The sequence below is a fragment of the Tropicibacter naphthalenivorans genome, from assembly GCF_900176475.1.
Taxonomy (GTDB): Bacteria; Pseudomonadota; Alphaproteobacteria; order Rhodobacterales; family Rhodobacteraceae; genus Tropicibacter; species Tropicibacter naphthalenivorans.
Genome location: NZ_FWXX01000010.1, coordinates 82,217 through 97,266, shown reverse-complemented (window position 1 = coordinate 97,266; position 15,050 = coordinate 82,217). Strand labels below are relative to the sequence as shown.

Here is a 15,050-nt window from a genome sequence, read left to right as displayed (position 1 = left end):
GTTGGTTGACCTTTGTCCGCGCCTGTCTGAAAAGCGCCTCCGCAATTTTGGATAACGGGGTTTCCATGAAGGTGAACCGACGACAGGCCTTGTCCCTGCTGGCCGCCTGCTTGGCGACGCCAGCTTTGGGCGGCTCCCGCATTACGCTGCGCCCCGAAGAGATCGTCACGCAGGTCGCCGGGCGGCGCCTGCCGATGCTGGGCTTCAACGGCGGGGTGCCGGGGCCGGACATCCGCTTCCGCCAAGGTGATACGGCGCAGATCCGGTTGGACAATGGGCTGAACGACGGGGCCTTGGTGCATTGGCACGGGCTGCGCGTGCCCAACCGCATGGACGGCGTGAACGTGCTGACGCAGGATGTGGTCATCCCCGGCGAACGCTTTGACTACCGGTTCGACTTAGCCGATGCGGGAACCTATTGGTACCATTCGCATTATCTGTCGTATGAACAAGTCAGCAGGGGCCTCTTCGGGGCATTCATCGTCGAGGAACGCGACCCGCCCGCCGTCGACCACGACATCACCGTGCAGTTGTTCGACCTGCTGCTGGATGCGGACGGTCAGTATGATGACAGCTTCGATCCCGCGCGCTTTGCCACCGAGGGACGGCTTGGCAATATCAAGACCGCGATCCTGTCGCGGAACAGCGTGCAGCAAGGCGACAGGCTGCGCCTGCGGATCATCAACCCGTCCATCGACCGCATTTATCGATTGTCCGTGACCGGGCTGGCGGGCAAGATCGTGGCGCTGGACGGGATGCCGTTGGAGGTCCCGCAGGCGCTGGCGCCGATGGCGCTGGCCCCCAGTCAACGCTGCGACGTGATCGCAGATGTGACCGGCCCGGTGGCGCTGCGCGACACCTATGACGGGGCGAACGACTTGCTGGGGCATTTGACAGTGACCGGCACGCGCAGCCCCTCGACTGCGCCGATCCCGACCCTGCCGCCAAACCGCATGACCCGTCCCGGCACGCCGGATCACACCACAAGGCTGGTGCTGCAAGGCGGCGCGGGCGCGCCTGCGCATCGCGGCACTGGAACATGGGCGCTGAACGACGTGTCGGGCCTTCCAAGCCGTCCCTTGATCGCGGCAAAGCGCAGCCAGACCATGCGCATCGAGATCGAGAACCGCACCGGCTTTCCCCATGTCATGCACTTGCATGGCCACCATTTCCACGAACTGGACACCTCGGGAGACCTCGGGCCACTGCGCGACTCGACCCTGCTGGCGGCGGGAGAGACACGCGCCATCACCGCCGTCCTCGACAATCCGGGCGCGTGGATGCTGCATTGCCACATGCTCAGCCATCAAGCCGATGGCATGGCGACGTGGCTGACTGTCAGTTGAAGGCAGCTATTTCTGATATATTATGAAGGGCGTACCAAAAGGAGTCGTAAGCAACATAATTAGGACTACGCGCGAAACGTCAGCCCGCTTGGCAGACCCAAGTACCGCCACCGAAGCACTGCGACATTCAGGAAACCGCTGTGCACCGCAAATCCACGCTGACGAAACGGTGTTTCCGGATCAGGAATCGACCCATATGGAGACCGAGACACCTTTCGGTTCTTTGACGAAACCATCGATGTCGACGACCTTGATCCTAAACTTGCGTGCCTCCGCCATGAAAGGCTGTATACGCCGGCAGTGAGTTTCATCGATTTGGCCAACTGGTTTCGCATCGCCGCCAAACATCCAGGCGATCAGACCCTTGGGTTTGGCAAGGACCTCGACCCGGTCTTCGACCTAGCGGAGATCGAGCTGGTCTCCAGGTTTCAGGCCAAATCTCGCGAGGTTTCGCGGGATTTCGACCAACTTGCACGAGTAGATCAGTGGATGCATCTGCTGTCCTCTTGTTGGCAGCGCTCTTGATGGCGCTTGAGTCTCTTCACGCAGGGTATTGCAGCTTTGATCTGCGGCAAAGCGCAAGATTGATGTGGCCAGCAAAGCTGACCATGGACGCACATTGGGCAATCTCCTTTCCGGATTTCTGAGCCATAGCATTGACCTCTATGCCTCACCAATGCTCTAATCTTGATTTATAGAAAGGGTGCCTATACCTCATGACCTGGAACTGGACACTGCCCGACTGGCCGGATTTCCGGTATGACGCCTCCGCTCTGGAGCCGTTCGAACAGAGGTTTCTGCTGTCATCCGGAGAAATCCTCGGCGCAGTCCATCATGTCAACCCGCCGGATCGCGAGCAACTCCGCATCGAGTTACTCAGCGACGAAGCCATGCAGACCAGCGCCATCGAAGGCGAAATCCTCGACCGGCTCAGCGTCCAGTCTTCGCTGCGGCGCCATCTGGGACTCGATCCCGACAGTTATCCCGCCAAACCGCGCGAACAGGGCGTCGCGGAAATGATGGTTGACGTCTATTCCAGCTTTGCGGAGCCGCTGAGCCACGAGACGCTGTACCGCTGGCATCGGATGCTGCTGTCCCATGACCGTCGGTTAGAGACCATCGGAGCCTACCGACAACACGCCGAATCGATGCAAATCGTTTCCGGCCGCTTTGACCGACCGACGATCCATTTCGAAGCGCCGCCTTCGGCGCAGGTCATGCCTGAGATGGAGCGATACGCGGATTGGTTCAATAGGACCGGCCCGCGGGGAGCAGAGCCGCTTCCCGCCCTGACGCGTGCCGGGCTAAGCCACCACTATTTCGAGAGCATCCACCCATTCGAAGACGGCAACGGCCGCCTGGGCCGCGCGCTCGCTGAAAAGTCGCTGGCGCAGAACATTGGCCAGCCGACCCTAATCTCGCTCGCCTTCACCATCGAGAAAGAGCGGAAAGAGTACTACGACCAACTCAAGCGGCATCAAACGACGCTTGACGTGACGGCGTGGCTCATCTGGTTCGCAGAGATTGTCTTGAAGGCGCAGCAGATCACACTCGACCGCGTAGCGTTCTTCATCAACAAGGCACACTTTTACGATCGACATAGAGATCACCTGAACGACCGCCAGGCCAAGGCCATCGCGCGGATGTTCCGTGAAGGACCCGAAGGTTTCAGCGGCGGCCTAAGCGCGGATAACTACCTCAAGATCACCGGCACATCCCGCGCAACCGCGACCCGCGATCTACAGGACTTGGTCGAGAAGGGCGCGCTGAACCGAACTGGCGAGCTGAGACACACGCGATACTGGTTGAAGCTCGATGGAGACAAGGGTTTTTCTGCAGCAAAAACAGTACAATAACAAAAATCCGAGAATTCGTTTTATGTAACATAGTCGAAGACGGACCAAGCACAGTACCGCATTCAGTTGGGACAACGCCAACATTGCGGTCGATCATGCGGGTCGCAGCGAAAGACCACCTTGTGTTAAGACTCGTAAAGGCTCAGTTAGCTTGGCGGGTCGATCTCAGACAAGAACAAACCAAATACAGACGTGGGGTTTACACCGGATTGATAGAGGGCTTTTCCCGGATTGATATGGAAACTTTTCCCGGCTAATCTGGCGTTATGCGTTACACTCAGAGCCAGATCCGCGAGTTGCTGTCCATTTCAGTGGACGCCTTTCGAACTTGGAAAACAGCAATCCCGGCCTTGGCCTCGCACAAGGGGCATGCGCCGAGCTTCACGCCTGGCGACGTCGTTTCGTTGGCGATAGTGGCTGAGATGGTCCGAGATTTCGGCATGCGTGTGGGAACGATGGGCAACCGTTTCGATCAACTCTTCAGCGAGTGCCAGGGAAGGTCCTGGCTCTCACTCGAAAACTGCGTCGCCATGATGGAAGCCGACAACTGTCGCTTGGTAGAGATAAGCCTTGTCCAACGCCAACCACTGGAAGTTTCTACTCACTGTGTGCCGTGCGCGCCGATAATTGCGCGCCTACGATCGTCTCTGATGGCGGTGGAAGTTGAACAAGCCCAAGGTCATCTGCAGTTCCCACCCACTTCAGTGGACATTCAGCCGGGAAAGCGCGGTAAACGAGCATGACCACCACCCTGGCATCCTCATTGGCACCGGAGTGGAAAGACCGTCTGGGGCTCACACATCGGCGCTCGCCTGAGCTCTACGAGTCAGCCGAGACCGTCAGCGACGTACCGCATGCGCCGGCTATCCGAGCCGCCCTCACCGAAATGGGCGTATCGGCGATCTTCTGCGTACAAGGCGTCCCAACCGTCGCGATCTTAGAAGCCGATCACTATGACCGTGCCGCCATAATAGATCTTCACGGCGCACTCTGGAATCAGGGCCTGGCAAGCCTGTTGCTGGTTATCGCCGACGATACGTTAAGAGCGTTTTCGCTCGCCCGCACTCCGCTGAGGGATCCAGGCGACGCCTTCGAGACCCGTTGCCTCATCGATAGCCTGAGCCTGACAACCGAAGCATTGCGGTTCCAGAACCTTATCTACGGCGCGGAATCCGGACGTCTTTGGAAGGACTACGGCGAATTTTTCCCCTCGAAAGAACGCATCGATCAGGTTCTCCTCGACAATCTGAATGAGTCCCATCATCTCCTGCAAAAGGCTGCGCTCGCTCCCGATGCGGCCCAGGCCCTGCTTATTCAGGCGATGTTTATCGCCTACCTTGAAGACCGAGACATTGTAACCCCCGCCTACTTTGCCGCCGTCTCCGAGAAGCGCGCGGAAAGTTTTTCGGCACTTCTGAAAACCGGTGACGTCAATCTCTTCCGGTCCTTCTTTCGGACCCTTCAGGCAGATTTCAATGGCGATCTGTTCGTCGCGCCGTGCTCCTTCGAGGCCACAAGCGAGGCGCCAGAAGTCACGCCTGCCCATCTGACGATCTTGGCGCGGTTCCGGGCAGGCCGTGAAGAAATGGCGCGTTCCGGGCAGCTGCGGTTCTGGGGCTATGACTTCCGCTATATTCCAATCGAGCTCGTCAGCGCCGTCTACGATCGGTTCTTAGGTGAACGCGAGGCCGAACGCCGTGCCAACGGTGCCTACTACACGCCCATGTTCCTCGCCGACACGGTCGTTTCACAAGCGTGGGACTTGTTGCCGGATGCGACAAGGACGACAGGAAACTTCCTCGACCCTGCCTGCGGTTCAGGCGTTTTTCTCGTCCGTTCGTTCCAGCGGCTCTGCGAACACTGGCGAGCCAAACACAAAACCCAGACGATTTCCTGGAAAACGCTGTTGAACTTACTGAGCCAAATCCATGGCTGGGATTTGAATGGCGGCGCTGTTCGAGTCGCCGTGTTTTCGCTCTACGTAGCCTTGCTCGAAGAGGTCTCGCCACGTGACATCCGCAAGCTCATCACTCGGGGTAAACTCCTCCCGGAACTTTGGGGCAAGAACCTCGTCTGCCGCGACTTTTTCGAAGTGTCTCCTAACGGTGCCCGATACGAGGTAATCATCGGCAATCCGCCATGGACTAGCCGCCGCGGTCCGGCTCGTTCGTCTGTACAGTGGAGCAAGAGGGCCGGCCATCCGATGCCTGGTGGCGAGGATGCCTGGGCATTCAGCTGGAAGGCCCTTTCGCATCTGGCCGACGGGGGACTGATCGCCTTCCTGCTGCCAGCGATGGGGTTCCTGCACAACCACGCTCAGAAAACGGTCGAAGCGCGTGACGCTTTCTTCCGAAAGTCACAGGTCCGCCGCGTCATCAATTTCGCTGACCTTCGCTTTCAGCTTTTCGAGAAAGCCCATCGCCCTACAGCTCTGATAATCTACAGCAATGCGAGTGCCGGTAGTTTCCCGTATCGCTTTGACTATTGGGCGCCAAAGGCCGACCTCAACTTGCGCATCAAGCGTGTCATCACGTTGAGCAGCGCGGACAAAGCCTCGCTTGGGGTGGGCACCGTTCTCGATAATCCGCTCATCTTCAAGCAGCGCCTTTGGATGCGGGAACCGGACGCCAAGCTTTTCGGCTACCTAGCACGGTATCCCAAGCTAGAGGCCTTCGTCCAAGACTTCGGCGGCTTAAGCCGTCGCCGCGAAGACCCGGGCGATCGCTGGGTGATCGGGCAAGGCTATCAGCCCTTCAATGAAGACAGCGGTAGCGATGCGCCTCCACTCGAAAGTGCATATGTCGGCCGACTGCCGGACCTACCCATCGCGGCCTATTCACGCCTAGCCCAGACTGTGGAAGGCTTAACGCCGGCCGCATCGTCGTCGGTTCGTCGTCGCGGGTTTGAAGCCGGATTCGATGGCTCGCGGATCCTTATCCCGCGTGGGGTCGAGACTTCGCAGAACCGCCTTCGTGCTGCCTATTGCGATCAGCCACTGACCTTCCAGCATATCTTCCAGGCGATCGTGGTGCCGGGGGACGACAGCGACCGTGCCAAGCTCTTGACAGCGATACTCAATAGTCGCATCGCGGTCTGGTACGCATTTCATGGCACCGCTTCGTTTGGTTCGGATCGACCCGAAGTCCAGCAGGCCGACCTGCTCCGCTTGCCGTTCCCATCGCCCGACGATGTTCCGGACCATGCCGCAGCAGCACAAGCCGCTGTTGAGCTGATCGCAATTGTGGACGACGCGTGCGAGCGTTCCAACGAGCCGTTCTCGATTCAGGTCGATGACAACGATGTTCTTCGTAAGATCGATCGGCTCGCGTATCAATATTTCTGCCTGTCTCCCGATGAGATCGCGCTAGTCGACGATACTGTCGAGATAATCCTTCCTGCGCTTCAGCCCCATGAAGGTAACTTCCCGAAACTCTGGAGCGCGCCTGACGAACCCCAACGCACTCTATATGCGCGCACATTGTCGGCGAGCCTCGCGGACTGGTTCAAAGGCAAGAAGATCGATGCACGCCTTGTCGCGCGCGGCGCCGATCTCGCGATCCTACGCCTGCATTTGGGCGGGCATGAAGACTATGCCGAAGATGCGACCGGCGAACTCAGCAACGTACTCAACACGCTTGCAGCCCACATCCACAGGCCTCTCAACGGTAACTTCCAGCTCATGCCGGATCTGCGCATTTTCGTCGGGGACTGCCTCTACCTAATCAAGCCTATGCAGATGCGCTTCTGGCTGCGCTCCACGGCGCTCGCCGATGCCGATGGAATAGCGCTCGACCTCCAGCAAGCTGCCGCCAAGCCCCAACAGCAGGGCGCCGATTGATGCTGATCGGTGATGTGCAGGGATGGATCGACAACTTCGTTTCGTTTGACGATCGCTTCCTAGAGCGGATCGCGGCAGCGTGGCCAGAGTGCATGGCGGTTCTTCCCGAGCAACCAAGGGAAGATGATATCACCATCAACCTCGTTGATCGCCTCCCCAAGGACGTCGTCGTGCGTCGGTTATGCCATTGGGTCGAGTACCAGTTCGAGCCATTCGGCTTAGCCGCTGACGGGTCTAAATATAGCAAGGGCATCATCGACATCGCTGTGCTCTTCGACTGGGATCGGGAGCGATACCTCGCCTATGAGTGCAAGCGGCTAAACGTGATTAATGGCGGAAGCCGAAGTTCCTTGGCTACTGTGTACGTCACTCAGGGCATGATGCGCTTTCTCACCGAGCAGTATGCTGAGCAGCTGCCTGTGGGGTGCATGCTAGGTTATGTGCTCGATGGCGACGTACCCTTCGCTCATTCGCGGATTGCCGCCGCCATCGGCAGCCATGTACCTCTCGGGCTCGCTGAGGGCCCCACACCCCTTGCCGTGATCGAAACGATTGAGCGCTTCCGCACAAGGCATAACCGCCAAAGCGGATTACAGATTGAACTACGCCACGCGCTGTTTTCAAAGTCGGCCACAACCCCTCCGGATGGCTGACGAAAGGACCGGGACGCGTGGCTGCCATCACGGCTTTGGTCAAGTCAATGCTGCATTGCGACACGCATTATACGGCGCATCCAATTGATCAAAAAGCAGGATAGGGTTGTCGGTCGGGGTACCACAGCAGTTTGGTGGCAGCATCTACCGAGCGACAGCTTTAAGGTGCACAACCTGCAATATTCTGGAATCCAACTGTCCGGTCAGGGCCGTTCTCAACGCTCGCCCAGCAACCGATACCCCCGCCGCTTCTTCATCGCCGACAGCTTCATCAAAGCGTTGACCGCCCTACCCTCGTCATCATGTTGTTCAATCAGCATCTGACCTCGAAACCCGATCCGGCCCCATTCTCGCACCAGGCTCACTCCGCCGAAGAGATCGGGCTGAACGCTCATCCGATAGAAGCGCCGCATGTTGAGGGACGGGTCGATCCGTTTCAGATCGACCACCGTCGGAAACACGTCCAGTTGCTGCGATTCGTCGAACATCTTGCGGTCACCTTTCGCTGCTTCACAATATCAGGTAGCCGGCGTCGTTTCCACTATCATCTGTCCCGAGACGGGTGGGGGCTCACGCCCCCTTCTCGAACTTCATGACCGGGATGCCGAGCTTCTTGGCCTTGTCGGCGAGGTTTTCCTGGATACCGGTCCCGGGGAAGACGAGGACCCCGACCGGGAGCACATCCAGCATTGCGTCATTTCGTTTGAAGGGCGCGGCCTTGGCGTGCTTGGTCCAGTCAGGCTTGAAGGCGACCTGCGTCACGCCCCGGGCTTCGGCCCATTTAGCGGCGATGAGTTCTGCGCCTTTTGGGCTGCCACCGTGCAAAAGGACCATGTCGGGATACTTGGTCCGGACCTGGTCGAGCTTGCCCCAGATCAGGCGATGATCGTTGAAATCGGTCCCGCCGGTGAGGGCGACCTTGGGGCCAGCGGGCAACATCACCTCGGTCTCGGCGCGGCGCTTGGCGGCCAGGAAATCGCGGCTGTCGATCAGGGCGGCGGTCATGTGCTGGCGGTTCACCATCGAGCCGGTGCGGGGGCGCCAGGTCGATCCCGTGTGCTGAACAAACTCGGATGCGGCGTGATCGCGCATCATGTCCATGCAGTTCCGCCGTTCGACGAGGGTCAGGCCTTCGGCCGTCAGGCGCTCGAGCTCGACGGATTTCACCTCCGAGCCGTCCTGCTCGCGTTGGAGGCGGCGCTGCGCCTGTTCGTTCTCATCGAGCGACCGCTCGATCCGGGCCGTGGCGCGGTGGAAAAGGTTGACCTGGCCCCAGAGCACCTCTTCGAGATCGGGTTCCATACGGGTGTCTTCCAGGGTCGCGACGAGGGCGTCGAAGATGTCGGCGACGGCGACCGCGAGGCGCTGCCCATCGGGCATCGGGCGCGGATCGGGCTCGTCGAAGGGGCGGTAGCCATACAGCTGCAGCTCGTCGAGCGCATGGGCGGTCTGGGATGCGCTATGGGCGGGTTCATACGCGTCGTCGTGGGTATGGATCGTCATCGGTTTCTTGCCTCCGGGCCTGTCTCGTCCGCGCGTCATCCCGCGCGGCCTTCATGGGCAGACCCGAGCCGTCGGGGCGGTTGCCCCTTCACCCCGGCTTCACCGGGGCCGGAACAGCGTGGAGGAGGTCGGCAGGGAAGCTATTTGTCTCGCGATGCAAAGGCGGCTTTGCCGCCGGCGGAAATAGGTTCCCTGCCGACCTTGCAGGGGCAACCGCTTTGACGGCCTGCCCATCTCTTGAATGCCGCGCAGGGCTGACGGGTGGATGCGCAAGGCCCTGGATGGGGTGAGGACGACGATCCAGAGCCACGACGGGATGCAGCCCCCTGCCCCGCACTCCCAGCCCCCCACCTGCGCGATGCAGCTCAGCTGGGCAGGCGATGCCGATCCTCTGGCCCGATCTGACCTGCCAGATGCTGGCGCAGCGCGTCCTTGCCGTTCGCCCGAAGATCATCATTGAAATCCCCGAGCCGCGGTTCCAGCACCCGCACGCGCACCCCGACCTCGGAGGCTCTGGCGCTCAACTTCTCTGCCGCGCGCTGCCCGGCCGGATCGCGATCGATCGCGACGTAAAGGCGCTTGAGCCCCTCCGGCAACAGGACCGCCCCGAGGTGACCCGAAGAGAGTGCCGCCCAGACGGGCAGACCTGGGATTGCCTCGGACAGGGACAGCATGGTCTCGATGCCTTCGCCGACGACGAGGATGTCATCGTGCGGGGTGAGCCTGACAGCATTGCAGAGGAGGTGACCCATAGCCCGACGCTGTGGATTCACTGCCGCCTTCCCCTGTCCGTCAGGCGCCAGCCAGGTGCGATGCACGCCCTGCACGGCCCCTGCCCCATCGGTGACCGCCGCGATTATCGCAGGTCTGGGGATGCTCCGGGTCTGCCCCTCTTCCCGATGCCAGCACTTCGGGTGGAAGCGTAAGGCGCCGTTCGCCCCGAATTGGGTGATGCCTCGGGAACGGAGGTAGGTCTCAGCAAGCGTGCCTGTGATCGGGTTCGAGGCAGCAAACAAGCGCGCCGCCGCGGGAGTGCCACCGGGCGCCTTGGCCTTCCTCGGCTCTTGCCTATCCGGGGCGACCGGCTGCGGACGGCCAAGATGCGCTCGGGCCTCGGCGAGAAGGTCGGGGAAGCGCGTGATCCCCGTCCGGGCGCGGATGATGTCCAGGAGATCGCCATGCTCGCCTGTGGCCCCATCCGTAAACTTGCCCGCTGCTCCTGGTCCCGACGCCGGGCCCGTCAATCGCACGAAGAGCGACCGGCCGGGGTTGTTCTGCAGATCGCCGACGATCCAGTAGGATCCTTCCCGCCGTCCGGCGGGAAGATAGGCACGACAGACGCCTTCGGCATTTTCTGCCAGATCGCGCACGAGGTCTTCGGTCTCGGAATACATGGGTCAACAACCTCCGCGATCATGTAGCCTTGCGACAGGACAACGTGCAAGCAGACGATCCAGTATCGCGACGCCATCGGCGTCGGTCGGGCAGAACAGCCGAAGCTTCCAACTGATGATCTCCGAGAAGAAGCCATCGGCCTTGAGCCGATCCTTGGCTGCCTCCGAGAAGCCCGACAGTTCGATCCGGTTCGCGCCCATGACGCGCGAGCGGTGCAATTCCATCCCTTCGGACAGGCGCACCACGGTCTTGCCCTCCAGAACGAGGGCATGGACCTGCGCCGCCGAGAGCTTCGGCGCGTCTTTGGCCAGCGTGGTCGCGACCCAAGCGGGCGAGACGCGGCGGCCGATGATGCGTTGCCCGTCATCGGTCTGCAGGCGGTAGACGCGGGTTTCATCCTGGGGAAGCTGCTTCCAGATCGGCAGCAGCAGGCCTGCCACGATGTGCAGCGTGGCTTCGGAGAACTCCGGCACCTCGGCCAGTTCCGCGGTCCAGGCGGCGGAGAAGGCCGCGCGGTCGGCCTCGAGCCAGCGGGTGTCCTCCATGATCTTTGCCGGGACTGTGCTGGCATCGGTCGGGCGGATCAGGCGCAGGCGCGGCTCGATGGTCCCATCTTCCAGCATGTGACTGGTGGCGGGAACCTGCACGGCAGCCCGGCCCGAGCGGCTGTTGACCAGAAGCCGCGCCTGCGGGTCATCCAGCCATTCGAGCGCATCGGCCAGCGAGGTAGGCGTGTTGCGGCGCTTTTCCGCGATGGTCAGCAGCTGGGTTTTCGCGCCGGAGCCCGGATGGGTGTAGATGACCTGTACGTCGGTCACCCGGAAGCTCTCAGCACGGAGTGTCTCGAGCCCGAGATCATAGACCCCGGCGGCGATGGCGCCCTCAATTCGCTGATCGAGCAGCTCCTCGAAACCCGCGAACAGCACGGCCTGCATGTCGATCGTCAGCGCCAGCAGGCGATTGAGGAAGGTCGTGATCGGCGGCAGGTCATCCTTCAGCCCGTTATCATCGGTCAGGCTGAGCCCGGTCGCATCCTCGAAAGCCCCGAGCGAACATCCGGCCAGATCGCCGCGATAGATACGGCGGTAAAGCTGGCGCAGGGCGTCGCGGGCGTAGGGCGACTCGAGGTTGTCTTCGGGCCGGAACAGCCCTTGCCCGCCGGTCTGGCGCTGGCCGCGCGTTATAGCGCCAAGCGTGTCGAGACGTCGCGCGATGGTCGACAGGAACCGCTTCTCCGCTTTGACATCGGTGGCCACCGGCCGGAACAGCGGCGGCTGCGCCTGGTTGGTCCGGTTGGTGCGTCCGAGGCCCTGAATCGCCGAGTCTGCCTTCCAGCCGGGTTCCAAGAGGTAGTGGACCCGCAGGCGTTGGTTCTTCGCCCCGAGATCGGCGTGATAGCTGCGCCCGGTGCCGCCGGCATCCGAGAAGATCAGGATACGCTTTTCGTCATCCATGAAGGCTTGGGTTTCCGCGAGGTTCGCGGCTCCGGCCCGGTTCTCCACCACGAGCCGTGCCGAATGCCCTTCGCCCTTCCGCACGATGCGCCGCGAGCGCCCTGTGACTTCGGCCACGAGATCCGTGCCGAAGCGCTGGACGATCTGGTCGAGTGCACCCGGCACCGGCGGAAGCGAAGCCAGTTTTTCGATCAGCGCGTCACGACGCCGGACGGCTTCGCGGCACTCCACCGGTTGGCCGTCGCGCGTGACGGGGCGCGACGAGAGGTTGCCCTCGCTGTCGGTGAAAGGCTCGTAGAGCTGCACCGGGAAGGAATGGGCGAGGTAATCGAGGACGTATTCCCTGGGCGTGATATCACAGCGGATATCGTTCCACTCCTCGGTCGGGATCTCCGACAGGCGACGTTCCATCAGTGCCTCGCCCGTCGAGACGATCTGGATGACCGCCGCATGACCCGCAGCCAGATCGGCATCGATGGATGCAATCAGCGTGGGGGTCTTCATCGAGGTGAGCAAATGGCCGAAGAAGCGCTGTTTGGCGCTCTCGAAGGCTGACCGCGCGGCGGATTTCGCCTGGCGGTTGAGCGTGCCCGACCCGCTCGGCCCGTCGGCCGCGCCGGAAATGTTCGCCGCCTCCAGCGCCGCGGTCAGGTTGTGGTGGATGATGGCGAAGGCCCCGGCATAGGCATCGTAGATGCCGCGCTGCTCGAGGCTGAGCGCGTGTTCCAGCATCTCGTATTCGACACCGTCATAGGACAGCGACCGCGCCGTGTAGAGGCCGAGCGCCCGAAGGTCGCGGGCCAGAACCTCCATCGCCGCGACCCCGCCAGCCTCAATGGCTTCCACGAATTCCGACCGGGTCTGGAAGGGGAAATCCTCCCCGCCCCAAAGCCCGAGACGCTGCGCATAGGCGAGGTTGTGGACGGTCGTGGCACCCGTGGCCGAGACATAGACCACGCGGGCATTCGGAAGTTTGTGCTGCAGCCGCAGACCCGCCCTGCCCTGCTGCGAGGCCATGGTATCGCCCCGATCGCCTTTACCCCCGGCAGCATTCGCCATGGCATGGCTTTCGTCGAAGAGGATCACCCCGTCGAAATCCGCCCCGAGCCAGTCGACGATCTGGTCGACGCGGGATTTCTTGGCCCCCCGTTCTTCAGAACGCAGTGTGGCGTAGGTGGTGAAGAGAATGCCCTCGGTCAGCGGGATGTCGCGGCCTTGGGCAAAGCGCGAGAGCGGTGTGACCAGCAGGCGCTCCTGGCCAAGGGCCGACCAGTCGCGCTGTGCGTCCTCGAGAAGCTTGTCGCTTTTCGAGATCCAGAGCGCCTTGCGTCTTCCTCGAGCCCAGTTGTCGAGCAAGATCCCGGCCGACTGACGGCCCTTGCCTGCCCCCGTACCATCGCCGAGGAAATAGCCCCGCCGGAAACGGACGGCGTCCGCGGCATCCTCGGGAGCGGCCGAAACCATATCGCCGGTTTCATCCACGGTCCAAGATCCGGCGAGATGCGCGCCATGCGCCTCCCCCGCGTAGATAACGGTCTCGAGCTGCGCGTCGGACAGCAGGCCGTCGCCCAGAACGGCCGCCGGAAGCTTGGGACGATAGCTCGGTTTCGGAGGCGCGACAGAGGCCATGGCCGCCGATTGCACAAGCTTGGTCGGGTGCGATGCGGCGTCTGGGATGTCGATAGCCTGCAGACGGAAGGTCTCGTAGATCGCGTCGGACAGCCGTGTCGCGTCTTCGCCCTCGGCGGCGTCGCGGAGAGCGTAGTTTAGTTCCTCGGCCTCGATCGGTGTGTCTGATTTCGCCGGTAGAGTCGCAGACGTCGCACGGGATCGGCTGGTGGTTGTGTGAGTGGCGCGGGCAGGACTTCCCGGAAAGAGGGAAGAGTGGCCCAGACCCGCATTTACGGCCTGTTCCATCTCGAGACGCTTCGGAACCTCTGCAGTGACCCGGGACATCAGATGCGCCACGTCCGGGGACGTGGGATGGCGCAGGTCAGCGGTGATGCCGCCCTGCTCACCGCCGCGGCATTTATCGAAAACAGAAATCCGCGTCTCGAAGCTGGTGCCGTGCTTGACGAAAGCCGCGCCAGACACCGCGCCGGTGAAGACGAGATGGGCCGTTTCGGTCAGACGGCCGAAGGTCTCGTCCCAGGCAGGCGCATCCGGCGCGAAACCGGCTCCGGTGATGGCGACGAGCCGTCCGCCGGGGGCCAGACGCGCGAGGGCCGAGCGCAGATGCCGGGCCGTCGCCTCGGTCGACCGACCATCGACATTGGCTTGGGCCGAGAAGGGCGGGTTCATCAGGATGACGCTCGGGCTTGAGGAGGCGTCGAGATGATCATTGATCTGCGCGGCATCGAACCGCGTGACCGGTCGGCCCGGGAACAGCAAGCGAAGAAGGTCGGCGCGGGTGTCCGCCAACTCGTTCAGAGCCAGAGTGCCGCCGGCGATCTCGGCGAGGATCGCTAGAAGCCCGGTCCCGGCGGACGGCTCCAAGACCAAATCGCGGGGCGTGATCTGTGCTGCCGCCAGTGCCGCGAGCCCCATGGGCAAGGGCGTCGAGAATTGCTGAAAGCGCTCCATCTCTTCCGACCGCCGGGTGTGCGTGGGCAAAAGGCCCGCCACCTTGGCGAGGATGGGCAACAGCGCCGCAGGCGAGCCGGCCCGGGCCAGCAGCGCACGACCGAATTTCCGCAAGAACAGAACCAGCGCCACCTCGCCGGCCTCATAGGCGAGCTTCCAGTCCCAGGCACCGGTCGCATCGGAACCGCCAAAGGCACGCTCCATCTCGAAGCGCAGGCGCAGCGCGTCGATCTGAAGCCCTTGCGCCAGATCGGGCTGCAGCGCTTCGGCAACAGCAACGATCGCAGGGGCGGGATTTGCTGCCAACGAGACAATGGGCGCAGGCAAGGACGCCTGCGCAACAGGGGCAAGATGGGTCATCGGGAAACTCCGGAATGAAGGACAGGATCAGGCCCGTACACCCTCTCTCGGGCAGCCTCGGA

9 protein-coding genes are annotated in these 15,050 nt (G+C 62.0%); 5 read left to right on the top strand and 4 right to left on the bottom strand.

The window, feature by feature from the left end:
* The first annotated feature begins 65 nt into the window (after positions 1 to 65).
* From B9A11_RS17500 to B9A11_RS17475, 5 genes are all read left to right on the top strand, one after another.
* Positions 66 to 1,346 (top strand): multicopper oxidase family protein, encoded by a 1,281-nt coding sequence (locus B9A11_RS17500; RefSeq protein ID WP_058249053.1) that lies wholly within the window; start codon positions 66 to 68, stop codon positions 1,344 to 1,346.
* A 300-nt stretch (positions 1,347 to 1,646) separates the two neighbouring features.
* A complete protein-coding gene (locus B9A11_RS17495) occupies positions 1,647 to 1,871 on the top strand; it encodes a hypothetical protein (RefSeq protein WP_058249052.1) in 225 nt (74 codons plus the stop codon).
* 191 nt (positions 1,872 to 2,062) lie between these two features.
* The gene (locus B9A11_RS17490; RefSeq protein ID WP_058249051.1) at positions 2,063 to 3,202 is read left to right on the top strand and encodes a Fic family protein; all 1,140 of its coding nucleotides are present in this window, start codon (positions 2,063 to 2,065) and stop codon (positions 3,200 to 3,202) included.
* Positions 3,203 to 3,941: 739 nt separating this feature from the next.
* Entirely contained in the window at positions 3,942 to 7,040 is a 3,099-nt protein-coding gene (locus tag B9A11_RS17480) for an HsdM family class I SAM-dependent methyltransferase (RefSeq protein WP_058249049.1), read from the top strand.
* Positions 7,040 to 7,693 (top strand): hypothetical protein, encoded by a 654-nt coding sequence (locus B9A11_RS17475; protein ID WP_058249048.1) that lies wholly within the window; start codon positions 7,040 to 7,042, stop codon positions 7,691 to 7,693. Before B9A11_RS17480 ends, B9A11_RS17475 begins: the two co-directional genes overlap by 1 nt.
* A gap of 215 nt (positions 7,694 to 7,908) precedes the next feature.
* Here the strand turns inward: B9A11_RS17475 and B9A11_RS17470 are convergent, their stop codons facing one another.
* From B9A11_RS17470 to B9A11_RS17455, 4 genes are all read right to left on the bottom strand, one after another.
* Positions 7,909 to 8,181 (bottom strand): WGR domain-containing protein, encoded by a 273-nt coding sequence (locus B9A11_RS17470; RefSeq protein WP_058249047.1) that lies wholly within the window; start codon positions 8,179 to 8,181, stop codon positions 7,909 to 7,911.
* 82 nt (positions 8,182 to 8,263) lie between these two features.
* Positions 8,264 to 9,196 carry a DUF2493 domain-containing protein gene (locus B9A11_RS17465; RefSeq protein ID WP_054540778.1) on the bottom strand — a complete coding sequence of 311 codons (933 nt, stop codon included), beginning with the start codon at positions 9,194 to 9,196 and terminating at the stop codon, positions 8,264 to 8,266.
* Between the two features lie 365 nt (positions 9,197 to 9,561).
* On the bottom strand, positions 9,562 to 10,590 hold the full coding sequence (locus tag B9A11_RS17460; protein ID WP_058249046.1) for a DUF7146 domain-containing protein: 1,029 nt from the start codon (positions 10,588 to 10,590) through the stop codon (positions 9,562 to 9,564).
* A 3-nt stretch (positions 10,591 to 10,593) separates the two neighbouring features.
* Positions 10,594 to 14,988, bottom strand: a complete 4,395-nt coding sequence (locus B9A11_RS17455) for a strawberry notch family protein (protein WP_058249045.1) — start codon at positions 14,986 to 14,988, stop codon at positions 10,594 to 10,596.
* Positions 14,989 to 15,050 lie beyond the last annotated feature (62 nt).

What these genes read in the sequence shown, in the direction of transcription:
- B9A11_RS17500 (WP_058249053.1), top strand. Translation starts at nt 66, where the DNA reads ATGAAGGTGAACCGACGACAGGCCTTGTCCCTGCTGGCCGCCTGCTTG.
- B9A11_RS17490 (WP_058249051.1), top strand. Translation starts at nt 2,063, where the DNA reads ATGACCTGGAACTGGACACTGCCCGACTGGCCGGATTTCCGGTATGAC.
- B9A11_RS17480 (WP_058249049.1), top strand. Translation starts at nt 3,942, where the DNA reads ATGACCACCACCCTGGCATCCTCATTGGCACCGGAGTGGAAAGACCGT.
- B9A11_RS17475 (WP_058249048.1), top strand. Translation starts at nt 7,040, where the DNA reads ATGCTGATCGGTGATGTGCAGGGATGGATCGACAACTTCGTTTCGTTT.
- B9A11_RS17470 (WP_058249047.1), bottom strand. Translation starts at nt 8,181, where the DNA reads ATGTTCGACGAATCGCAGCAACTGGACGTGTTTCCGACGGTGGTCGAT.
- B9A11_RS17465 (WP_054540778.1), bottom strand. Translation starts at nt 9,196, where the DNA reads ATGACGATCCATACCCACGACGACGCGTATGAACCCGCCCATAGCGCA.
- B9A11_RS17460 (WP_058249046.1), bottom strand. Translation starts at nt 10,590, where the DNA reads ATGTATTCCGAGACCGAAGACCTCGTGCGCGATCTGGCAGAAAATGCC.
- B9A11_RS17455 (WP_058249045.1), bottom strand. Translation starts at nt 14,988, where the DNA reads ATGACCCATCTTGCCCCTGTTGCGCAGGCGTCCTTGCCTGCGCCCATT.